The organism is Streptomyces sp. NPDC002386, assembly GCF_053593175.1.
Genome location: NZ_JBSFBX010000012.1, coordinates 183775 through 205420, shown reverse-complemented (window position 1 = coordinate 205420; position 21646 = coordinate 183775). Strand labels below are relative to the sequence as shown.

Below are 21646 nucleotides of genomic sequence, written 5' to 3'. Positions count from 1 at the left end.
AGCGCCGGCGGCCTATCCCTCGTACGGAAGCAGTTCGGGACGCTTGGCCGGGCGGCCGTCGCCGGAGGAGCGGCCGGTCAGGCGGCGGCCGATCCACGGCAGCAGGTGCTGCTGGGCGAAGCGCGCGTCGGCGATCCGCCGGTGCATCCAGCCGGGCGGCAGCGTGGCCGGCACCGGGACGCGCCACTCGGTGTCCTCGGGCTCGTGACCGAGCGCCTGCCACACGGCCTCGGCGACCCGGCGGTGTCCCTCGCCCGTCAGGTGCAGCCGGTCCACGTCCCACAGCCGGGGGTCCGCCAGCGACGGCGCCCCGTACAGATCGACCACCAGCGCGCCGTGCTCGGCGGCGAGCTCGTCGATGCAGGCGTACAGCTCCTCCATGCGCGGCCGGAACCGCTCCAGCACCGGGCCCTGCCGGCCGGGGCTGCGCATCAGCACGAGCTGTTCGCAGTTCGGCGCCAGCCGCTCCACGGCCTCCGTCAGCAGATCCCGTACCCGGCCCATGTCGCACTTGGGGCGCAGCGTGTCGTTGAGCCCGCCGACCAGGGTGATCACGTCCGCGCCCATCGCGGCCGCCACCTCGACCTGCTCGTCGACGATCTGCTTGATGAGCTTGCCGCGCACGGCGAGGTTGGCGTACCGGAACCCGGGGGTGCGGGCGGCCATCCGCGCGGCGAGCAGATCGGCCCAGCCCCGGTAGGAGCCGTCGGGCAGCAGGTCCGACATGCCCTCGGTGAACGAGTCGCCGAGTGCGACCAGGCTGGTGTACGCGGGAGGTATGGAATTCGTGTGCATGGCGTCAGCGATGGTAACCCGGCTCCATACCCGTCGGTCGGTCGCCCTCGGCCCGCCCGAGGCGGGCCGAGGGCGACCGGGCGGGACGGGCTCAGGCGGGCTGTCCGAACAGCTCACGCAGGACGTCCTCCATGGTCACGAGGCCCGCCAGCCGGCCGTCGTCGCCGAGCACGCCCGCCACGTGCGTTCGGCTGCCGCGCATGGCGGTGAGCACGTCGTCCAGCGGTGTGCTCTCGCGTACGCGCGCGATGGGCCGCATGTCCCGCAGCCGGAACGGCAGGTCCCGGGGCAGGGCGTCCAGCGCGTCCTTGACGTGCAGATAGCCGACGATCCGGCGGCCCTCGTCGACCACGGGGAACCGGGAGAAGCCGGACTCGGCCGACAGCCGCTCCAGCTGCTCGGCGGTGACGCCCACGCGCGCGTAGACCACCCGCCGGAGCGGGACGACGACGTCCCGGACCGGGCGGCGGCCCAGCTCCAGGGCGTCGTGCAGCCGCTCCTGCGCCCGGTCGTCGATCAGCCCCGCCTCGCTCGCGTCCTTGACGATCTCGGCGAGCTCGGTGTCCGTGAAGGTCGCCGACACCTCGCCCTTGGCCTCCACCCTGAGCAGCTTCAGCAGCCCGTTCGCGAAGGCGTTGATCGCGAAGATCACCGGGCGCAGCGCCCGGGAGAGCGCGACCAGCGGCGGGCCGAGGAGCAGCGCGCTGCGCACGGGCTCGGCGAGCGAGATGTTCTTGGGCACCATCTCGCCCAGCAGCATGTGCAGATAGGTCGCCAGGGTCAGCGCGATCACGAACGACACGGCGTGGCCCACGCCCGGGGACACGCCGACCGCGTGGAAGACCGGCTCCAGCAGATGCGCGATCGCCGGCTCGGCGACCACACCGAGGACCAGCGTGCACAGCGTGATGCCGAGCTGGGCCGCGGCCAGCAGCGCGGACACGTGCTCCAGGCCCCACAGCACGCTCTTCGCGCGCCGGTCGCCCTCCTGGGCGAGCGGTTCGACCTGTGAGCGGCGCACCGAGATCAGCGCGAACTCGGCGCCCACGAAGAAGGCGTTGACGACCAGGGTGGCCAGGCCGATCAGCAGTTGCACGGCGGTCATCGCGCCCCCTCCGTCCGGCGGTCGTGCTCCTCGTCGTCCAGCGGCGCGTGCAGCAGCACCCGGGCGGCGCGGCGCCCCGAGGCGTCCACCACGTCCAGCCGCCAGCCGGCCACCTCGACGGTGTCCCCGACGCTGGGTATGCGGCCCAGCTCGGTGGCGACGAGGCCGGCCAGCGTCTCGTAGGGCCCCTCGGGCGCCCGCAGGCCCACCCGGGCGAGCTGGTCGGTGCGGGCGGCGCCGTCCGCGGAGTACAGGGCCCGGCCCTCGGTGTCCGCCCCGGCGGGGGCCAGGTCGGGTGTCTCGTGCGGATCGTGCTCGTCCCGCACCTCGCCGACGACCTCCTCGACGATGTCCTCCAGCGTGGCGACACCAGCCGTACCGCCGTACTCGTCGATGACGACGGCCATGGTGCGCCTGCCGGAGAGCCGGTCCAGCAGCCGGTCGACGGTGAGGGATTCCGGCACCATCAGGGGTTCGCGCATCACCTGGCCTACGGAGCGGCGGGTGCGCTGGTCGGCGGGCATGGCCAGGACGTCCTTGATGTGGGCGACGCCCACGACGGAGTCGAGGCTGCCCCGGTAGACGGGGAACCGGGACAGGCCCGTCGCCCGGGTCGCGTTGGCCACGTCCTCGCAGGTCGCCTGTGCGTCGAGGGCGACGACCTGGACGCGCGGGGTCATCACGTTCTCCGCGGTCAGGTCGGCCAGGTTCAGGGTGCGGACGAACAGCTCGGCGGTGTCCGCCTCGAGCGCGCCCGCCTTCGCGGAATGCCGGGCGAGAGCCGCCAGCTCCTGCGGCCCGCGTGCGGAGGCCAGCTCCTCCGCGGGCTCGACACCGATCCGGCGCACCACCCGGTTGGCCATGTTGTTCAGGTGCGTGATGAAGGGGCGGAAGGCGGCGCTGAACCAGCGCTGCGCGTTGCCCACCCGTTTGGCCACGGCCAGCGGCGAGGAGATCGCCCAGTTCTTCGGCACCAGTTCGCCGACGACCATCAGGAACACCGTGGACAGGGCCGTGCCCACCACGAGCGCGACGGAACTCGCCGTGCTGGCGGACAGGCCCAGCGCCTCGAACGGGCCGGCCAGGAGCTTGGCGACGGACGGCTCGGCGAGCATGCCGACCACCAGGTTGGTGACGGTGATGCCGAGCTGCGCGCCGGAGAGCTGGAAGGTCAGGTTGCGTACGGCCTTGAGGGCGCCGGCGGCGCCCCGCTCGCCCCGCTCGGCGGCCCGTTCGAGCTCCCCGCGCTCGACGGTGGTCAGCGAGAACTCGGCCGCCACGAACGCGCCGCAGGCCACGGCGAGCAGGATGGCCACCAGGAGGAGCAGCACTTCGGTCATCGGGTCACCCCCGTCCCATGATCGGGCAGGGCGCGGCGGAACGCGCGGTGTCGCGGACTGGGAGGATCGCCCATGGGCGGACTCTCACAACCTTTCATGGAGGACCGAGTGCTCCGTCAATGGTAAAGGATGAGCAAAGAGTCCTCGGGATCCATCCACGAGCGGCGGGACGCCGGTCCGCACGGGGACGGAATCCGGCCCGCGAGCGCCCGCGGGTCAGTCCGCGAGCGGCTTCACCCAGCGCCGCCAGCGCTCCTCGGGGCCGTAGCCCGAGGCCCGCCACGCCTGGTGCGCGCTCTCGTTGCGGACCAGCACCATCGCGTCCGCGCGCCGCCCGCCGAGCTCCGCGAAGCGCTCCTCGGCGGCGGCCAGCAGCGCCGAGCCGATGCCCTGGCGCCGGCGCCCGGGGGACACCGCGAGCCGGTACAGATGGCAGCGCCAGCCGTCGAACCCCGCGATCACCGTGCCGACCAGTTCGCCCGCCAGCTCGGCGAGGATCAGCGCCTCGGGATCGCGGGCGACGAGCCGCTCCACTCCGTCGCGGTCGTCACTGATGCTGGTGCCCTCGGCGGCCGTCCTCCAGAACGCGAGAACGGCGTCCAGGTCGGCGGGCAGGGCGGGGCGCAGGCGAAGTCCGGTCATGCGAAGACCCCATCACACGACGGCACTTCCGCCCCGGAATTCCATCATGCGGACTCCTCGCGCAACCGGGCCAGCACCGGGGCGAACGCCTCCATCGACGGCTCCAGGACCGTCAGGTACGAGAACCCGAACCGCTCGCGCTGCGCCCGCACCCGCTCCACGAGGTGATCGAGCGGGCCGACCAGCACGATGGGCAGGGCCAGTGCCTCCTCCAGGGTGAGCTGCGGCCGGCGCTCGAGCAGGGGCCCGAGGACGGGCTCGGGGTCGTCGGTGACGGCGACGATCTGGATCAGCAGGTTCAGCTCGGCCTCCACGGCCCGGCCCGACGCGTGGTCCCGGTAGCGGGCCACCCGCTCGTCCAGTTCGCCGGCCGTCAGCGGCTCCAGCGTCCCTGGGGTGCGCCCCGGCCGGGCCCCGGTGAACGCCGCGATGTCCGCGTGCTCGGCGGTCAGCCGCAGCATCCGGTCCCCGTTGGCGCCGATCAGCAGGGGCACCCGGCGCTGCTCGGGCTTCGGCAGGTGCTCCGGCGAGCCGAGCAGCCGGTCCAGCTCCAGGACCGTGCGCCGCAGGTGGTCCACCCGCTCGCCCGGGGAGCCGTAGGGCAGTCCGGCCGCCTGGTGCTCGGCCTCGACGTAACCGGTGCCGAGGCCGAGTTCGAGGCGCCCGCCGGTCAGCGCGTCGGTGGTCGCGACCTCACGGGCCAGCAGCGCGGGGTTCCAGAAGCCCGCGTTGAGCACGAAGGTGCCGAGGCGCGGCCGCTCGGTCGCCTCGGCGGCCGCCACCAGCGCGGGGAACGGCGCGACCATGCCGAGGTGGTCGGGGACCAGGATCACGTCGTACCCCAGCTCCTCGGCGCGGCGGCACGAGGCCCGCCACTCGGCGGACGGCGAGGGCGTGAGCAGGTTGACCCCGAAGCGGAACGGGCGCGGCATGAACTCTCCTCGACGGCGGATGACTTGAGTCCGGCGGCACGATTCCATCACGCCCGTCCGCGCCATGGGGAAGCCCGCGCGGCCGGACGAGGGAGCCCATGCGGCGCCGCCGCCGGGATCGCCCGCCGCACGGACCCGCGCCGCGCGCCGACCCCCGCGCACCCCGCCCGAGCCTGCGCCGTGCCGCGACGGCGAGCGGTGTCACTCGTGCGCGATGGCCGCCAAGACGTTCATCCGGGACGCCCGCAGCGCCGGCAGCAGGGCCGCCACGACGCCGACGACCGCCGCGCCGATCACGACCGCGACGACGGTGCCCCACGGGACGGCGAGCACGGTCATCCCCTGCAGGGCCAGCACCCGCTGCATGCACACACCCCACACCAGACCGAGCCCCAGTCCCAGCACCGCCCCGAACACCGCGATCACCACCGACTCCAGCCGGATCATCCGGCGCAGCTGCCGCCGGCCCAGACCGATCGCGCGCAGCAGCCCGATCTCCCGGGTGCGCTCCACCACCGACAGGGCGAGGGTGTTGACCACGCCGAGCACCGCGATGACGATCGCGAGCCCGAGCAGCGCGTACACGAGGTACAGCAGCACGGCGATCTGGTCGTGCACGAGCTGCTTGTAGTCGGCCTGGTCGCGCACCTGAACCTGCGGGAACGGCTCGAGCGACTTCTCCAGGGCCGAGCGCAGCTCCCGGGCGCCCGTACCAGGGGCCGCGTTGACGTAGAGCGCGGAGTCCTCGCCGTCCGGCACGTGCTCGCTGAGGGTCGCGAGGCCCAGGAAGACACCGCCCTGCGAACCGAAGGCCTGCGAGCCCTCCTGGTCGGTGAGGGCCCCCACGGTCAGCTCCGCGCGGCGCCCGCCCTGGAACTCGACCGGGAGCACGGTGCCGATCCGCACCCGGTGGTCCTCGGCGAACCCGGCGTCCATGGCGAGGTGCCCGGCCGCCAGCGCCGCCGCCGAGCCGCCCCGGGCGTAGGTGAGATGGGCGACGTCGTCGAGCCGGGGGTCGTACCCGGCGGCCGTGGTCCCGACGCGCTTGCCGTCGGGCAGCCGCAGGGCGATCGGGGCGATCCGCTGCCGCACGACGAGCCCGGCGCCCGGGGTACCGGTCACGGCGTCCGTGACGTCCTTGTTGAACGGCCTGAACTCGGTGCCCTGCACGATGTAGTCGGCGCCGAGCGTCCTGTCGATCTGCCGGTCGAACGACGCCGACATCGACGCGCTCGCCACGGACATGCCGCCGACCAGGGCCAGACCCACCATCAGCGCGGCGGCGGTGGCGCCCGTGCGGCGCGGATTGCGCAGCGCGTTGCGCTGGCTCATCCGGCCGACCGGCCCGAACAGCGCGGGGAAGGCCCCGCCGAGGACCCGGATCACCGGCCTGACCAGCAGCGGGCCCGCGATCACGGTGGCGATCAGCGTCAGCACCACCCCGAGGCCCAGCAACGAGGCCGCCGGGGCGGTCCGTCCGGAGGCCGCGCAGCCGGCCAGCGCGGCCGCGCCGGCCGCCCCGACCGCGCACCCGACGACGGCCCGGGTCCGCAGCGGCCTGCCCACACCGGCGACCTCGGCGTCCGCCAGCGCCGCCATCGGGGAGACGGCCGCCGCCCGGCGCGCGGGCAGATACGCGGCGACGAACGTGACGCCGACGCCGACCACGTACGCGGCGACCGGGGTGCCCCAGCCGATGACCATCTCGGCCGCCTTCAGGTTCGTCCCGAACGCGGCCATCAGCCGGATGAGACCGAACGCCAGGCCGATCCCGGCGGCGAGACCGAGCGTGGAGCCGGCCACTCCGAGCAGCACCGCCTCCGTGAGCACCGACCGCCGCACCTGCCGCCGGTCCGCGCCCAGCGCCCGCAGCAGCCCCAGTTCCCGGGTGCGCTGGGCGATCAGCATGGAGAAGGTGTTGACGATCAGGAAGACACCGACGAGCACGGCGACGCCCGCGAAGCCCAGCATCACGTACTTGATCACGTCGAGGAAGCCGCCGAGGTCGGCCGCCGCGGACCTGGCCTGCTCGTCCGCCGTCCTCAGGTCGTACGTGCCGGTGCCGATCGCGGCGCCGACCCGGCGCTTGAGCTCCCTGTCGGTCACGCCCTTCGCCGCGTCCACCGAGATGCCGGTGGCCCGGTCCGCGGAGCCGAGCAGCGCGCGTCCGGCGACCGCGGGGTCCAGGAACACCCGGGCGGCACCCGGGTTGGTGGTGGTGAAGGTGGCGATGCCCACGACCCGGACCCGGAACGAACCCGGCTGCGCCTGCACCGTCAGCGGGTCACCGATCCGCACGTGCCTCTTGCCCGCGGTGTCCGCGTCGAGCAGTGCCTCGCCCGCGCCGTGCGGGGCGTGACCGGAGGTCAGCTTCACCGGGCTGTGCCGGGTGACGTACCAGGAGCCGGCCAGCGTCGGTGCGCCGGTGGCCGGCCCCACGGACCGGTTGCGGCTGTCGACGACCACCACGTTCCGCACCGAGACGTCCGCGTACGCGGCGGCCACGCCGTCCACCTTCGCGATCCGGTCCCTCAGGCTCGCCGGGAGGGTCTGGACCACGCCCCCGGGCACGGCGGACTTCAGGTCCTCCCTCGGTTCCACGGTCACGTCCGCCGCGGTGGAGGCGAAGAGCCGGTCGAAGGTGCGGCCGACGGTGTCGGAGAAGATCAGGCTGCCCGCCACGAACGCCACGGACAGCACGACGGCCAGCGCGGACAGCGCGAGCCGGCCCTTGTGGGCGAGGAAACCGCGCAGGGTCGCCCTGAGCATCGGGTCAGCCCTCGGAGGCGGTGACGTCGTCGCCGAGCCGGCCGCGCACCACGTCGAACGCCTTCATGCGCTCCAGCACGGCGTCCGCCGTCGGACGCGCCATCTCGTCCACGATCCGCCCGTCGGCGAGGAAGAGCACCAGGTCGGAGTGGGCGGCCGCGCCCGGGTCGTGGGTGACCATGACGACCGTCTGTCCGAGATCGTCCACGGCGCTGCGCAGAAAGCCCAGCACCTCGAGCCCGGCCCGCGAGTCCAGGTTGCCCGTCGGCTCGTCGGCGAAGATCAGCTCGGGCCGGGAGGCCAGCGCCCGCGCGCACGCCACCCGCTGCTGCTGACCGCCGGAGAGCTGAGCGGGCCGGTGGGAGAGGCGGTCGCGCAGCCCGAGGGTGTCGATGACCTGGTCCAGCCAGGCCGGGTCGGGCCTGCGGCCCGCGATGTCCATGGGCAGCGTGATGTTCTCGGCCGCGGTCAGCGTCGGGATCAGGTTGAACGACTGGAACATGAATCCGATCCGGTCCCGCCGGAGCCGGGTCAGCTCCCGGTCCTTCAGGCCGGTGATCTCGGTGTCGCCGAGCCGGACCTGACCGGCGGACACGTTGTCCAGGCCCGCCAGACAGTGCATCAGCGTGGACTTGCCCGAGCCCGAGGGGCCCATCACGGCGGTGAAGCGGCCGCGGGCGATGTCCACGTCCACCGAGTCGAGGGCGAGTACCGCGGTCTCGCCCGAGCCGTACGCCTTGGTCAGCCCTCGCGCGCGGGCAGCGATCCCGCCGTCCGGTGTCAGGCCCGGCGCGTGCTCCGCAGCAGGTGTGGACAAGACCGCCTCCCGGTCGTCGACTCCCTCGTCCCGACCGAGCCTAGTGTGACCGGCCCCACAGCCGGTATCCCTCCTGGGGTCGACGACACGCACACCGTGTAAGGGGCACCGTCCCCTGGTCGGTCCAGCGGGCCGCCTCCGCGGGTGCCGGCCGGCCCGCGCCCGGCGGCCGTCGCCGTGCCGGTGCCCGGCCCGCTCCCGCGCGCCCGGCGGAGGCGCGGGAGCGGGGCGTGCGTCACGGTCGGCGCCCGGCCGGTTCCCCGGGCCGCCAGGCCGTGCCCAGCGCGCAGTACGAGGTGGGCAGCCTCGGTCCCCGCTCCGGCAGCAGCACCCGCCGCTGCGGGCCGAGTTCGAACCCGGCGTCACGCAGCCCGGCCACCGGGTCACGGGCCAGGTGGCAGCCGCCGCTCATCGCGGGCCAGAGCGTGCGGTCCAGGGTGCGCTGGGTCAGCACCATCATCCGGCCCCCGCCCCGGCCGTGCTCGAAGAACCGCACCTCGCCACCCGGTCTGAGCACCCGCCGCACCTCGCTGAGCGCCCGTGCCACGTCCCGCACGCTGCACAGCACCAGCGACAGCACGGCCGCGTCGAAGGCCTCGCTCTTCACCGGCAGCGCCTCCGCGACCCCCGGCACCACGTCGACCGGCACCGGGACCCGCAGGGCCGACTCCAGGGCCAGTTTCCGCAGCAGCGGCTCGGGTTCGATCGCGACGACCTCCGCGACCGCCGCCGGGTAGTGCCCGAAGTTCAGCCCGTTCCCGGCACCGATCTCGATCACCCGCCCGGACAGCCCGGCGAGCAGCCGCTCGCGTATCCCGGCCATCCCGAGCCGGGTCTCGGCGCCCACGCTGAGCCGGGCGTAGTAACGGGCGAAGAGCGGGTGGTGGACGGGACTCCGCGCCACCGTGCCGGAACCGGCCGACGACAACCGCATGGCAACCTCCCGGACAGGGCCTACGGTGATTGTCCCCCGGAGAGCCCCGGCACACCCCGCCATGTCCATGGTCATGAGCGGCGGGACGAGGTGTGCGGGGCCGTCCCTCAGGGTGCCTGGCGGACGCGGAACGCCTCCGCGTCCCACGTCCCGTCCAGCCGCGCGCCCAGCCAGCCCGGCGCGGCGGCCCGGAAGGCGGCGGGCGGCAGCGCACCCGCCCCGGCGGGCAGCGCGCCGAGCAGCGGGGCGTCCGCGACCTCCGGCAGGTCCGCGACGTTGCAACGGCAGGCCAGGTCCGGCTCGGCGGGCCAGCTCCCGATCACGACCCCGGCGAAGTCCAGCTCGCGGGACCGCAGTTCACGCGCCGTCAGCTCGGTGGTGTTGAGCGTGCCGAGGCCGGCCGAGGCGACGACCAGCACCGGCGCGTTCAGCAGCCGGGCCGTGTCGGCGAGCGTTCCGCCCGCCGCGTCGAACCGGACGAGCAGCCCGCCCGCCCCCTCGACCAGCACCAGATCGTGCTCGGTGGCCAGCTTGGCCGCGGCCTCGGCCACCTCGTGCGGATGCACCGGTGCCATCCCGGCCCGCCGGGCCGCCGTCCCCGGTGCCAACGGCTCCGGGAACCGGGCGAGTTCGCCGGCCGTGACCGGTCCGGCCAGCCGGGCGACCTCATCCGCGTCGCCGCGCTCGTCCGGCCGTACACCCGTCTGCGCGGCCTTCAGCACCGCCACCGAACGCCCGGCCGCGAGCGCCGTGGCGGCGACGGCCGCGGTGGTGACGGTCTTGCCGACCTCCGTGCCCGTGCCCGTGATCACCAGTACCGGCATCTCATCCCTCCCGTGCCGCGGCGCACACCGCGCGCGCGATCCGCGCCACGTCCTCGTCCGAGGTGACGTACGGCGGCATCGTGTAGACCAGGTCGCGGAACGGGCGCAGCCACACGCCCTCCCGCACGGCGGCCCGGGTGGCCGCGGTCATGTCGACCTCGTGGTCGAGCTGCACCACGCCGATGGCGCCCAGGACGCGGACGTCCTTCACCCCCGGCAGGGCGGCGGCGGGCGCCAGGCCGGCGCGCAGGCCCGCCTCGATCCGCCGGACCTCCGAACGCCAGTCCTGCCCGAGCAGCAGGCCGATCGAGGCACAGGCCACGGCGGCCGCCAGCGGGTTGCCCATGAACGTCGGCCCGTGGGCCAGCACCGGCACCTCGCCCCGCGAGATGCCGTCCGCCACCCGTGCGGTGCACAGCGTGGCCGCCATGGTGAGGTAGCCGCCGGTCAGCGCCTTGCCCACGCACATCACGTCCGGGGTGACGCCCGCGTGGTCCGCCGCGAACAGCTCGCCGGTGCGCCCGAATCCGGTGGCGATCTCGTCGAACACCAGCAGTACGCCGTGCTCGTCGCACGCCTCGCGCAGCACCCGCAGATACGCGGGGGAGTGGAACCGCATCCCGCCGGCCCCCTGCACCACCGGTTCCACGATCACCGCGGCCAGCTCGTCGGCGTGCCGCCCGATCAGCTCGCGCAGCCCGAGCGCGTACGCCTCCTCGTACTCGGCGGGCGGCGCGTCCGCGAACACCTGACGAGGCAGCACACCGGTCCACAGGTCGTGCATCCCGCCGTCCGGGTCGCACACCGACATCGGGTTCCAGGTGTCCCCGTGATAGCCGCCGCGCCAGGTCAGCAGCCTCCGCTTGGCCGGGCGGCCGAGCGAGCGCCAGTACTGCAGGCACATCTTCACCGCGACCTCGACCGACACCGAACCGGAGTCGGCGAGGAACACGTGCTCGAGTCCCTCCGGCGATATGTCGACAAGGAGCTTCGCCAGCCGTACGGCGGGCTCGTGGGTGAGCCCGCCGAACATGACGTGGCTCATCCGCCCGAGCTGCTCACGCGCCGCCTCGTTCAGGACGGGGTGGTTGTAGCCGTGGATCGCGGACCACCACGAGGACATGCCGTCGACCAGCTCGGCGGAACCGTCGGCCGGGCGCAGCCTGACCCCGCTCGCCGACTCCACGACGAGCGGTTCGCCGCGCCCGGGCATCGGACCGTAGGGATGCCACACGTGGCGCCGGTCCAGTTCCAGCAGCTCGGGCACGCTCAGGCCGGGCAGGTCAGGCATTGGGCGCGAGGTCCGTCCCGGCGCCCCGGCGGCGCACGGCGACCAGGTCGGTGCGGGCCTCGGCCGCCGCGGGCTCCGGCGCGGGCGCCGTACCGCAGACACCGCCGCCCTCGTGCGATCCGCAGCCGGCCTCCGCGTGCGAACCGCAGCCCGCCTCGGCCCGCGACCCGCACCCGGCGCTCTCGTGGGAGCCGCAGCCGCCCGCGGCCGCCGCCCGGTGCTCCGGCAGGGTCACCTGCTCGGCGCCCTCCACCTCGAACCCGGCGTCCGCGATCATCTCCAGGTCGGCCTTGCCCGCCTGGCCCTCACTGGTCAGGTAGTCGCCCAGGAAGATGGAGTTGGCCAGGTTCAGGGCCAGGGGCTGCAGGGTGCGCAGGTGGACCTCGCGGCCGCCCGCGATGCGCACCTCGGCGTCCGGGCAGACGAACCGGACCATCGCGAGGATGCGCAGGCAGCGCTGCGGAGTGAGGTTCCACTCCTTGGCCAGCGGGGTTCCCTCGAACGGGATCAGGAAGTTCACCGGAACGGAGTCCGGGTCGAGCTCGCGCAGCGAGAAGACGACGTCCACCAGGTCCTCGTCGCTCTCACCCATACCGGCGATCAGCCCGGAGCAGGCGGACAGTCCGGCCGCGTGCGCCTTGTTCACCGTGTCCACCCGGTCGGCGTACGTGTGGGTGGTGGTGATGTCCCCGTACGTGGCTTCGGAGGTGTTCAGGTTGTGGTTGTAGGCGTCCGCGCCGGCCTCGCGCAGCCGCTCGGCCTGGCCGTCGGAGAGCAGGCCGAGACAGGCGCACACCTCCACGTTCTCGTGCTGGTCCTTGATGGTCCGGATGGTCTCGGAGACCCGGTCCACGTCCCGGTCCGTCGGGCCGCGCCCCGACGCCACCAGGCACACCCGCTTGGCGCCGCCCGCCAGGCCCGCGGCGGCGGCCTCCGAGGCCTCGCCGGGCTTGAGCCAGGTGTACTTGAGGATGCCGGCGGTCGAGCCGAGCCGCTGGGAGCAGTACGAGCAGTCCTCCGGGCACAGGCCGGACTTGAGGTTGACCAGGTAGTTGAGTTTCACGCGCCGGCCGAACCAGTGCCGGCGCACCTTGCCGGCCGCGGCCACCACATCGAGCAGGTCGTCGTCGGAGGTGGCGAGCACGGCGAGAGCCTCGTCGCGGGTCGGCGACTCGCGCCGAAGCCCCTTGTCCACCAGCGTGTTCAGCAGATCCATGAGGCACGATCCTGTCCTACGGGACCGCCTCGGGCCAAGGAGAGTTTGCACAACGGAGACGGTTCACCGTGTGGGTATTGCCACACCCTGGGTGGGCGGCCGTGCGGCTAGTGTCTGTCCGCTACCTACAAAAGCCCCGGAGGACCCATGGCGTTCGGCTGGATCGACGAGCAGGCCGAGGCGCGCCGTCGCGCCGGACTCGTCCGGACCCTGCGCCCGCGCCCGGCCGACTCGCCGCTGCTGGACCTGGCGAGCAACGACTACCTCGGTCTCGCCCACCATCTTGAGGTCGCCGAGGGCGCCGCCGGGGCCGCCCGGACCTGGGGCGGCGGGTCCACCGGGTCCCGGCTGGTCACCGGCACCACGGAGCTGCACACCGAGCTGGAGCGGGAACTGGCGGACTTCTGCGGTTTCGAGGCGGCCCTGGTCTTCTCCTCCGGCTACGCCGCCAACCTGGCCGCGGTCACCGCGCTCGGCCCGCACGGCTCGCTGATCGTGTCCGACGCGGGCAACCACGCCTCGCTCATCGACGGCTGCCGGCTCGCCCGGGGCACCACCCAGGTGGTCGGGCACGCCGACCCGGAGGCCGCGGACAAGGCGCTCGGCACGCACCGGGGACCGGCGATCGTCGTCTCCGACACGGTGTTCTCCGTCGACGGCGACGCGGCGCCGCTGGCCGCCCTGGCCCAGGCGTGCCGAGAGCACGGCGCGGGCCTGGTCGTGGACGACGCGCACGGGCTCGGGGTGCTGGGCGACGGCGGCCGGGGCGCCGCGCACGCCGCCGGGCTCGCGGGCGACGGGGACGTGGTCGTCACGGCCACGCTGTCGAAGTCGCTGGGCAGCCAGGGCGGGGTGGTGCTCGGGCCCGCCCGGGTCGTCGCCCATCTGGTCAACGCGGCCCGCACGTTCATCTTCGACACCGGTCTCGCCCCCGCGGCCGTGGGCGCCGCGCTCGCGGCGCTGCGGCTGCTGCGGCGCGAGCCGGCGCGGGCGGAGCGCGCCCGCGCGGTCGCCGCCGAACTGCACGCACGGCTGACCGCCGCGGGCCTGGAGGCGGTGCGACCGGACGCCGCGGTGGTCTCCGTGCGGGCTCCGTCCCCGGAGCAGGCCGTGCGCTGGGCGGCCGACTGCCGTACGGCAGGTCTGGCCGTGGGCTGTTTCCGTCCTCCTTCCGTGCCCGACGGCATCTCGCGGCTGCGGCTGACCGCCCGCGCGGACCTCTCCGGGGCCGAGATCGAACGCGCTGTACGTGTGATTCGCGAGACGCGACCATGAGTCGGCGTGACACGGCCGCGTATCTGGCGAAAGTGATCGGATGTGATCAGGCGGGGTCGGTCCGCTGATCGGTGGTCAGGTCGGGTTCGACCCGGTCACCGTAGGGTGGCCACGAAGCCCGCCCAGCTCTCGGGGGAGAAGAGCAGCGCGGGTCCGGCGGTGGCCTTGGAGTCGCGCACGGCGAGCAGTCCGGCCCACGGGCCGGAGCGCGGCCGGGCCGTCTCCACGCAGTTGTTCGCTCCCGTGCTGTAGCTGCTGCGCAGCCACCGCACGTCGTGCAGATCGGTACTGGCTGGGACGTTCCGAGGCAGAGCTGTCATGGTGCCTCCTTACGCGCCGTCACCTATCCCGGCGATGTAGTCCGACGATTCCTCGGGCGAAAGGGCGTGGAACTGAAGGGTGTCGAAGGCCTCGGCGTAGGCCATGAGGTCTTCTTTCCGTTCCAGATAGAGGCTACTCGTCAACTGGTCGAGAACAACAACGTCCAGATCAGAAGTGCTCGGAAATGAGAAAATAACGAAAGGCCCGGTGAGGCCGACATGCGCCCCCGCGGTGAACGGCAGTACCTGGAGCCGTACTTGGGGCAGACGCGCGGCCTCCACCAGGCGTTCCCGTTGCCGCGCCATCACCTCCGGACCGCCGACCTCGCGCCTGAGCACCGCCTCGTCCAGCACCGCGGTCAGCTCCAGCGGCGGCTCGGACCGGAGCACGTCCTGCCTCGCCAGCCGCACCTCCACCAGCGCGTCCAGCCGTTCCTCGTCGACGCCCTCCACCGCCGCCCGGGTGACCGCGCGCGCGTATTCGGGCGTCTGCAGAAGGCCGGGAACCACCGTGGTCTCCAGGGTGCGCATCCCGCTCGCCTGCGACTCCAGACTGATGAAGTCGCGGTAGGTGGGCGGCAGTACGCCCCGGTAGGCGTGCCACCAGCGGTTGCGGCCGCCCGCGTCCTCCGAGCCGGTCAGCATCAGCAGCATGTCGCGCAGCTGCCGGTCGTGGACCTCGTAGGCGTCCAGGAGCAACCGCACGTCGGCCGGCCGCACCCCGCTGGCGCCGGTCTCGATGCGGCTCACCTTCGACTGGTGCCAGCCCACCAGGAGGGCCGCCTCGCCACTGGTGAGCCCGGCCCCGGTGCGCAGCGCGCGCAGTTCGGCGCCCAGCTTGCGGCGCCGCACCGCGGGACCGTTCTGCATGGGAACTCCTTACTCCTTCCGGGCCGCCCGGATACGGTCTCGCGTCGCAGAGTTCACCGCTTCGGGCGACAGATATATGCATATCTTGGTGGATCGCTCCCCCGACCGGCCCGGTGGTGGCAGTCTGGCGAAGAAGCACCAGTCCGGGACCGTACTCGAACCATCCGCTCCTCGTCGGACTGCGGTCCCGTGGGAAAGGGACGACGTCGCCATGGCAGACCACCTGGAAGCATCCGTCACTCTGCCGAGCGATCCCGCCTCGGTCTCCGCGGCCCGCTCCTACGTTGCGGGCACCCTCGCGGAGTGGGGCCTGCCGTCGGACACCGACATGGCCGACACCGTGCGGCTCATCGTCTCGGAACTCGCCACCAACGCCGTGCAGCACACCTTCGGTCAATCACCCACCTTCACGGTCGACATCGCGCTGGACCGTGACGAACACCTGCGCATCGGCGTCACGGACAGTCATCCGCGCTTTCCGAAGAGACTGCCCGCCGCCGTCCAGCAGGACAACGGGCGCGGCATGGTCATCATCCGCTGGCTCACCGCCGAGTGCGGCGGCAGACTCCGCGTCCGCCCCACCCGCGAGGGCGGCAAGACGGTGTCGATCGAACTGCCGTGGAGCCTCCGGGCGGAGCCGCTCACCGCGGCCGGGCAGCAGGAGCCCTAGACGAGGTACTCCGGAGGCCGGGTGACCGGGCCACGCGCGCGGCTGCGCGGACGGCTCTCACGGCCCGTCACGGAGCCGGACGCGGCTGCGCCGCCCCGGGCCCGCCCGTGTGCTTCAGGCGGGCGCCGGGACGGCGCCGACGGTCAGGGGGGCGGCCCTGCTGCTGGAGCCGCTCCGGGGTCGGACGGGGTCAGCTCACCCGGCCGTACCAGACGCTCCGGGTCCAGATCTTCTCGAGCCGCACCACGGCCCCGGTCTTCGGGGCGTGCCAGATCTTGCCCTTCCCGGCGTAGATGCCGACGTGGTAGACGCTGGATCCAGAATGGAAGAAGACCAGGTCACCGGCCCTGCGGTGACCGGCGGAGATATGACGGGTCTTGTTGTACTGCTGGGCCGCCGTGCGCGGCAGCTTCTTGCCCGCCTTCTTGAACGAGTAGAGCGTCAGCCCCGAGCAGTCGAAGCGGCGCGGACCGGTTGCCCCGTACTGGTAAGGAGCGCCCTTCTTGGACGCGGCGATGTGCAGGGCCCTGGTCGCCATGGTGGCGGCCGAGGCCTCGCCGGCCAGGCCGGGCACGGCGATGGAGCCGCCCACCGCGGCGAGCGTGAGAGCCGAGGCCGTACCGGCTCGGGCCATCATCGACGGGACACGATTCAGCGCAGTCATGCGCAACCCTTCGTCAGCCGCCTGTGAAGGATGACCTGTCGGATTCGGGCTGGCGAAGTGGCCCGGCCGCGTTGCCGCGGCTTCACCCCAAGGGCTGCTCGGCACGACCGTCCGTCTGCGACGAACGTCCGTCCCGGCGACCCGTCTTGATTGGGTCCTCCACTCCTGCCGATCCACTTCTGTCGACCGGTCATCCGGGCGGCGGCAGGACTCGGCGTCCGCACGGATCGCCCCGCCGCGGTGGCGGGGTCTTGTCGTCAGACAGGGATCTTCACTCACAGGTGTCCGAAAATCCCAACGGAATCGGGGATTTGTGGCGTTACTCACCACTCACCCGTTCGGGTGGACAATGCTCTGTTCGAGTCGTCGTCAACTCCCGCGCGTAGCCCCGGACCTGGGGCGGAGCACCTCGGCGCACCTCTCCGGTCCGCCGATCGCGCAAGTCGGGACGTCAGAAAAAAAGCCCGGAGATACGCCGGCCGGGGGTACGTCGTTCGGCCCGTTTCAACTCGGCGCGGGGCGGACCGTCGACGAAGAGGTCCGCCCCGCGGGAGCCGGTGTCCGGGTCAGCCCACCCCGTCGGGCGGGAGCACGACGCGCGCGGTACGGCGCTCGCCGTCGAGCACCCGCAGCGCCCGTGCCAGCGTGTCCCCGTGCAGCTCCGTCTCGCCCCGCCGGTGCATCAGGGCGAGCGCGTCGCGCAGCTCGGCCGCCTTGCGCACCAGGGCCTGCGCCGCGCGCAGCCCGCTGTAGGTGTCGCCCGGCCGCGCCGGGTTGATCCGGCCGAGCAGGTCGGCCGCCTCCAGATAACGGTCGATCAGCTCGCCCTCGGCCCTGGTCAGCGCCGGCAGCGGCGGAAGCTCCGGTGGCAGCATCGGCGGGTCACTCCGCCCGCTCGGCGCCGGGACCGGCCTTGCGGCTCGGCACGACACCGTCCACCAGGCCGTACGCCAGCGCGCCCGGCGCGTCCAGCACCAGGTCCCGCTCCAGGTCCTGGGCGACCTGTTGCGGCGCGTGCCCGGTGTGCCGGACCAGCATCTCCTCCATCAGCGCCCGCATCCGGGTCAGCTCCCCGGCCTGGATGAGGAGGTCGCTCGGCTGCCCCTGGGCCGGTTCGGCCAGCGCGGGCTGCTCGAGCACCACGCGCGCCCCCGGCAGGATGAACCGCTTGCCCGGCGTGCCGGCCGCGAGCAGGACCGCGGCGGCGGAGGCGGCCTGGCCCAGGCAGTAGGTCTCCACGTCGCAGTGGACGTAGCGCATCGTGTCGTAGACGGCCGTCATGGCGCCGAACGAGCCGCCCGGGCAGTTGAGGTACAGCGTGATGTCCCGGTCCGGCGCCGCGTGTTCGAGGTGCATGAACTGGGTGATCACATCGGTCGCCGCGGTGTCGTCGAGCGGTGTCCCGAGGAAGACCACCCGGCTCTCGAACAGCTTCGAGTAGGGATCGAGCGTGCGGTGCCCGCCGGTGCCGGTGCGTTCGGTGAACTCGGGCAGGACGTGGCGGGCGAACGGTCGTGCCATGGGCGTACCCCTCCTCGCGACGAGGCCTCTGGCGGCCCCGCGTCTGTACAAAATGTACAGGAAGTACGTGACGTTATGATGGGGGCATGGCCTACGAGATTCCGGTGACGCAAGCCAGGGCTGAGTTCGCCGACCTGATCAACCGGGTGGTGTACGGCGGCGAGCGCGTCGTCGTGACGCGGCACGGCAAGCCGCTCGTCGCACTGGTCTCGGCCGCCGATCTGGAGCACCTGGACGCCCTGGAGCAGCCGGCCGATGAGGAGGTCGTCAGCTCCGTGTCCAAAGTCCGCGAAGCCGCGCCCGCGGCTCAGGAGCGGCAGCGGTTCGGCATCGCCGCCGAGCACCGGGGTCCCGGCGTCTCCTAGTCCCGGCGTGCCGAGGGCCCTTCGGCGGCCGCGTATGGGGCGGCCCATCGCGTGGTCATGGGCCGATCAAAGGCTGGTTAACGTCGCTGAAACTCCGGCGAACTAGCCTGCCGATCCACGCCACCAGGGGTTTTTCTGCCCGTGTTGATCACCATCGGGGCAATTTGTCTGTGTGTTACATCTGTCCCCGTCGCGGTGGCTGCGGCAACCGGACCCCGCACGGTCCGGAGCGAGGACTGTGAGGTGGGACGTGCAACTGACCCCGCACGAGCAAGAGCGGCTGCTGATCCATGTGGCGGCCGACGTCGCCGAGAAGCGCCGGGCCCGCGGACTGCGGCTCAACCACCCCGAGGCGGTCGCCCTCATCACCTCGCACATCCTCGAAGGCGCACGGGACGGCCGTACCGTCGCCGAGCTGATGTCGTCCGGCCGGGGGCTGCTCACCCGGGACGACGTCATGGACGGTATCCCGGAGATGATCCACGACGTCCAGGTGGAGGCCACCTTCCCGGACGGCACGAAGCTCGTCACCGTGCACGAGCCGATCGTCTGAGGGGGCCAGCGATGATTCCCGGAGAAGTCCTGTTCGCGGACGCCCCCGTCGTCTGCAACGAGGGCCGCGAGGTCACCCGCCTGACCGTCCTCAACGCCGCCGACCGGCCGGTCCAGGTCGGCTCCCACTACCACTTCGCCGAGGCCAACCCCGGCCTGGAGTTCGACCGTGCCGCCGCGCACGGCAAGCGGCTGAACGTCGCCGCCGGCACCGCCGTGCGCTTCGAACCCGGCATCCCCGTGGACGTGGAACTCGTGCCCCTGGCCGGCGCCCGGGTCGTGCCCGGACTGCGCGGCGCGACCGGAGGTGCCCTGGATGCCTGAGATCTCCCGCGCCGCGTACGCCGACCTGTTCGGCCCCACCACCGGCGACCGCGTCCGGCTGGCCGACACCGATCTGCTGATCGAGATCGAGGAGGACCGCTCCGGCGGGCCCGGACTCGCCGGGGACGAGGCGGTCTTCGGCGGTGGCAAGGTCATCCGCGAGTCCATGGGCCAGTCCCGGGCCACCCGCGCCGAGGGCACCCCCGACACCGTCGTCACCGGAGTGGTCGTCGTCGACCACTGGGGCGTCGTCAAGGCCGACGTCGGCATCCGCGACGGCCGGATCACCGGTATCGGCAAGGCCGGCAACCCGGACACCATGGACGGCGTCCACCCCGACCTGGTGATCGGCCCGGAGACCGAGATCATCGCCGGCAACGGGCGGATCCTCACCGCGGGCGCGATCGACGCCCATGTGCACTTCATCTGCCCGCAGGTCGCCGACGAGGCCCTGGCCGCCGGCATCACCACCCTGGTCGGCGGCGGCACCGGCCCCGCCGAGGGCTCCAAGGCGACCACCGTGACGCCCGGCCCCTGGCACCTGGCCCGGATGTTCGCGGCGATGGAGCAGTACCCGCTCAACATCGGCCTGCTGGGCAAGGGCAACACGGTCTCGCACGAGGCGATGCTCTCCCAGATCCGCGGCGGCGCCCTCGGTCTCAAGCTGCACGAGGACTGGGGTTCCACCCCGGCCGTCATCGACGCCTCGCTGACCGTGGCCGACCGGACCGGCATCCAGGTGGCCATCCACACCGACACCCTGAACGAGGCCGGATTCGTCGGCGACACGCTCGCCGCGATCGCCGGGCGGGGGATCCACGCGTACCACACCGAGGGCGCGGGCGGCGGGCACGCGCCGGACATCATGACGGTGGTCTCCGAGCCGCACGTGCTGCCGAGCTCGACGAACCCGACCCGGCCCTTCACCGTCAACACCGCCGAGGAACACCTCGACATGCTGATGGTCTGCCACCACCTGAACCCGGCGGTCCCGGAGGACCTGGCCTTCGCCGAGTCCCGCATCCGGCCGTCCACCATCGGCGCCGAGGACGTCCTGCACGACCTGGGCGCGATCTCCATCATCTCCTCGGACTCGCAGGCCATGGGCCGGGTCGGCGAGGTCGTACTGCGCACCTGGCAGACCGCCCACGTCATGAAGCGGCGGCGCGGCGCGCTGCCCGGCGACGGCCGGGCGGACAACCACCGGGTGCGGCGCTACGTCGCCAAGTACACGATCAACCCGGCGCTCGCCCAGGGCCTCGCCCGGGAGATCGGGTCGGTGGAGACCGGCAAGCTCGCCGACCTGGTGCTGTGGGAGCCGGCGTTCTTCGGCGTCAAGCCGCTCCTCGTCATCAAGGGCGGCCAGATCGCGTACGCGCAGATGGGCGACGCCAACGCCTCCATCCCCACCCCGCAGCCCGTCCTGCCCCGCCCGATGTACGGGGCGATCGGACGGGCACCGGCCGGGAACTCGTTCAACTTCGTGGCACCGCTCGCCATCGAGGACGGGCTGCCGGAGCGGCTCGGGCTCGGCAAGCGGCTCGTCGCCATCGACTCGACGCGATCGGTCACCAAGGCCGACATGCGGGAGAACGACGCGCGACCGCGGGTGCGGGTCGATCCGGACAGCTTCGCCGTGCACATCGACGGTGAGCTGGTCGAGGCGGTTCCGGCCGCCGAACTGCCCATGGCCCAGCGTTACTTCCTCTTCTGATGTCCAGGGCAGCACTGCTCGTCCTGGCCGACGGCCGCTTCCCCGCCGGAGGGCACGCGCACTCCGGCGGGGCGGAGGCCGCCGTCAAGGCGGGCCGGATCACCTCCGCCGCCGGCCTGGAGGACTTCTGCCGCGGACGGCTGCACACCGCCGGGCTGGTCGCGGGCGCGCTCGCGGCGGCCACCGCCCTGGGCGTCGAACCGCGGGAACTGGACGCGGCCGCCGACGCCCGCACCCCCTCACCCGCGCTGCGAGCGGCCGCGCGGCGGCTCGGGCGGCAGTTGCTGCGGGCCGCCCGTGCCTGCTGGCCCGGCGAGGAACTCGACGCGCTGGCACGTGAGTTCCCCAAGGGCGCGCACCAGCCGGTCGTGCTCGGCCTCGCCGCCCGCGCGGCCGGTCTCGAACCCGCCGACGCGGCCTACTGCGCGGCGTACGAGAGCGTCAGCGGCCCGGCGACGGCGACGGTGCGGCTGCTGAGCCTCGACCCGTTCGACGCGACCGGTGTGCTGGCGCGGCTGGCGCCGGAGCTGGACCGGGTCGTGGACCGCGCGGTGGCGGCCGCGCGGAGGGTTCCCGACGGGGGCGTGGACGAGCTGCCGGCCGGGTCGGGACCGCTGCTGGAGACGGGCGCCGAGTGGCACGCGGCCTGGCCCGTGCGCCTGTTCGCGTCCTGAGGAACCGCCACCCGCAACCGCCGCCGCGTCAG

23 protein-coding genes are annotated in these 21646 nt (G+C 73.2%); 7 read left to right on the top strand and 16 right to left on the bottom strand.

The window, feature by feature from the left end; genetic code table 11:
* Positions 1 to 12: 12 nt before the first annotated feature.
* The 11 genes from ACWCPN_RS24360 to bioB form a co-directional block, all read right to left on the bottom strand.
* Entirely contained in the window at positions 13 to 795 is a 783-nt protein-coding gene (locus tag ACWCPN_RS24360; protein ID WP_451209791.1) for an SGNH/GDSL hydrolase family protein, read from the bottom strand.
* A gap of 91 nt (positions 796 to 886) precedes the next feature.
* Positions 887 to 1900: a hemolysin family protein gene (locus ACWCPN_RS24355; RefSeq protein ID WP_451209788.1), complete on the bottom strand. Its 1014-nt coding sequence runs from the start codon at positions 1898 to 1900 to the stop codon at positions 887 to 889.
* On the bottom strand, positions 1897 to 3240 hold the full coding sequence (locus ACWCPN_RS24350) for a hemolysin family protein (RefSeq protein WP_451209785.1): 1344 nt from the start codon (positions 3238 to 3240) through the stop codon (positions 1897 to 1899). Before ACWCPN_RS24350 ends, ACWCPN_RS24355 begins: the two co-directional genes overlap by 4 nt.
* 216 nt (positions 3241 to 3456) lie before the next feature.
* Positions 3457 to 3882, bottom strand: a complete 426-nt coding sequence (locus ACWCPN_RS24345) for a GNAT family N-acetyltransferase (protein ID WP_451209782.1) — start codon at positions 3880 to 3882, stop codon at positions 3457 to 3459.
* Positions 3883 to 3926: 44 nt separating this feature from the next.
* Positions 3927 to 4814, bottom strand: coding sequence for an LLM class F420-dependent oxidoreductase (locus ACWCPN_RS24340; protein WP_451209779.1), 888 nt, complete (start codon positions 4812 to 4814; stop codon positions 3927 to 3929).
* A gap of 201 nt (positions 4815 to 5015) precedes the next feature.
* The gene (locus ACWCPN_RS24335) at positions 5016 to 7583 is read right to left on the bottom strand and encodes an ABC transporter permease (RefSeq protein WP_451209776.1); all 2568 of its coding nucleotides are present in this window, start codon (positions 7581 to 7583) and stop codon (positions 5016 to 5018) included.
* A gap of 4 nt (positions 7584 to 7587) precedes the next feature.
* Entirely contained in the window at positions 7588 to 8400 is an 813-nt protein-coding gene (locus ACWCPN_RS24330; protein WP_451209773.1) for an ABC transporter ATP-binding protein, read from the bottom strand.
* Positions 8401 to 8635: 235 nt separating this feature from the next.
* The gene (locus ACWCPN_RS24325; protein WP_451209770.1) at positions 8636 to 9334 is read right to left on the bottom strand and encodes a class I SAM-dependent methyltransferase; all 699 of its coding nucleotides are present in this window, start codon (positions 9332 to 9334) and stop codon (positions 8636 to 8638) included.
* A gap of 107 nt (positions 9335 to 9441) precedes the next feature.
* Positions 9442 to 10158: a dethiobiotin synthase gene (bioD, locus tag ACWCPN_RS24320; RefSeq protein WP_451209767.1), complete on the bottom strand. Its 717-nt coding sequence runs from the start codon at positions 10156 to 10158 to the stop codon at positions 9442 to 9444.
* Between the two features lies 1 nt (position 10159).
* Complete coding sequence (locus ACWCPN_RS24315; protein ID WP_451209764.1) at positions 10160 to 11449, bottom strand: adenosylmethionine--8-amino-7-oxononanoate transaminase; 1290 nt, start codon at positions 11447 to 11449, stop codon at positions 10160 to 10162.
* Positions 11442 to 12665, bottom strand: coding sequence for a biotin synthase BioB (gene bioB, locus ACWCPN_RS24310; RefSeq protein WP_451209760.1), 1224 nt, complete (start codon positions 12663 to 12665; stop codon positions 11442 to 11444). Before bioB ends, ACWCPN_RS24315 begins: the two co-directional genes overlap by 8 nt.
* Positions 12666 to 12812: 147 nt before the next feature.
* Between bioB and ACWCPN_RS24305 the strand changes: the two genes are divergently transcribed.
* Positions 12813 to 13940 carry an 8-amino-7-oxononanoate synthase gene (locus ACWCPN_RS24305; protein WP_451209757.1) on the top strand — a complete coding sequence of 376 codons (1128 nt, stop codon included), beginning with the start codon at positions 12813 to 12815 and terminating at the stop codon, positions 13938 to 13940.
* A gap of 95 nt (positions 13941 to 14035) precedes the next feature.
* On the opposite strand, the gene ACWCPN_RS24300 is transcribed toward ACWCPN_RS24305, so the two are convergent.
* Both ACWCPN_RS24300 and ACWCPN_RS24295 read right to left on the bottom strand, forming a co-directional pair.
* Positions 14036 to 14260 (bottom strand): DUF397 domain-containing protein, encoded by a 225-nt coding sequence (locus ACWCPN_RS24300; protein ID WP_199209657.1) that lies wholly within the window; start codon positions 14258 to 14260, stop codon positions 14036 to 14038.
* A gap of 9 nt (positions 14261 to 14269) precedes the next feature.
* Positions 14270 to 15130 carry a helix-turn-helix domain-containing protein gene (locus ACWCPN_RS24295; protein ID WP_451209753.1) on the bottom strand — a complete coding sequence of 287 codons (861 nt, stop codon included), beginning with the start codon at positions 15128 to 15130 and terminating at the stop codon, positions 14270 to 14272.
* A 211-nt stretch (positions 15131 to 15341) separates the two neighbouring features.
* On the opposite strand from ACWCPN_RS24295, the gene ACWCPN_RS24290 reads away from it, so the two are divergent.
* Positions 15342 to 15800 carry an ATP-binding protein gene (locus ACWCPN_RS24290; RefSeq protein WP_451209750.1) on the top strand — a complete coding sequence of 153 codons (459 nt, stop codon included), beginning with the start codon at positions 15342 to 15344 and terminating at the stop codon, positions 15798 to 15800.
* A gap of 190 nt (positions 15801 to 15990) precedes the next feature.
* Here the strand turns inward: ACWCPN_RS24290 and ACWCPN_RS24285 are convergent, their stop codons facing one another.
* The 3 genes from ACWCPN_RS24285 to ACWCPN_RS24275 all read right to left on the bottom strand — a co-directional run bounded on the left by ACWCPN_RS24285 (position 15991) and on the right by ACWCPN_RS24275 (position 17985).
* Entirely contained in the window at positions 15991 to 16464 is a 474-nt protein-coding gene (locus ACWCPN_RS24285; RefSeq protein ID WP_451209747.1) for a C40 family peptidase, read from the bottom strand.
* A gap of 566 nt (positions 16465 to 17030) precedes the next feature.
* Positions 17031 to 17339: a hypothetical protein gene (locus ACWCPN_RS24280; protein ID WP_351668636.1), complete on the bottom strand. Its 309-nt coding sequence runs from the start codon at positions 17337 to 17339 to the stop codon at positions 17031 to 17033.
* 7 nt (positions 17340 to 17346) lie between these two features.
* Complete coding sequence (locus tag ACWCPN_RS24275) at positions 17347 to 17985, bottom strand: ATP-dependent Clp protease proteolytic subunit (protein ID WP_451209743.1); 639 nt, start codon at positions 17983 to 17985, stop codon at positions 17347 to 17349.
* A gap of 86 nt (positions 17986 to 18071) precedes the next feature.
* On the opposite strand from ACWCPN_RS24275, the gene ACWCPN_RS24270 reads away from it, so the two are divergent.
* The 5 genes from ACWCPN_RS24270 (at position 18072) to ACWCPN_RS24250 (ending at position 21614) form a co-directional block, all read left to right on the top strand.
* Complete coding sequence (locus tag ACWCPN_RS24270) at positions 18072 to 18350, top strand: type II toxin-antitoxin system Phd/YefM family antitoxin (protein WP_392293827.1); 279 nt, start codon at positions 18072 to 18074, stop codon at positions 18348 to 18350.
* Positions 18351 to 18600: 250 nt separating this feature from the next.
* A complete protein-coding gene (locus ACWCPN_RS24265; RefSeq protein ID WP_451209739.1) occupies positions 18601 to 18903 on the top strand; it encodes an urease subunit gamma in 303 nt (100 codons plus the stop codon).
* 11 nt (positions 18904 to 18914) lie between these two features.
* Positions 18915 to 19226, top strand: a complete 312-nt coding sequence (locus ACWCPN_RS24260) for an urease subunit beta (protein WP_451209736.1) — start codon at positions 18915 to 18917, stop codon at positions 19224 to 19226.
* Positions 19219 to 20940: an urease subunit alpha gene (locus ACWCPN_RS24255; protein ID WP_451209733.1), complete on the top strand. Its 1722-nt coding sequence runs from the start codon at positions 19219 to 19221 to the stop codon at positions 20938 to 20940. The genes ACWCPN_RS24260 and ACWCPN_RS24255 overlap by 8 nt, the downstream gene beginning before the upstream one ends.
* Positions 20940 to 21614 (top strand): urease accessory protein UreF, encoded by a 675-nt coding sequence (locus ACWCPN_RS24250; protein WP_451209729.1) that lies wholly within the window; start codon positions 20940 to 20942, stop codon positions 21612 to 21614. The genes ACWCPN_RS24255 and ACWCPN_RS24250 overlap by 1 nt, the downstream gene beginning before the upstream one ends.
* Positions 21615 to 21646 lie beyond the last annotated feature (32 nt).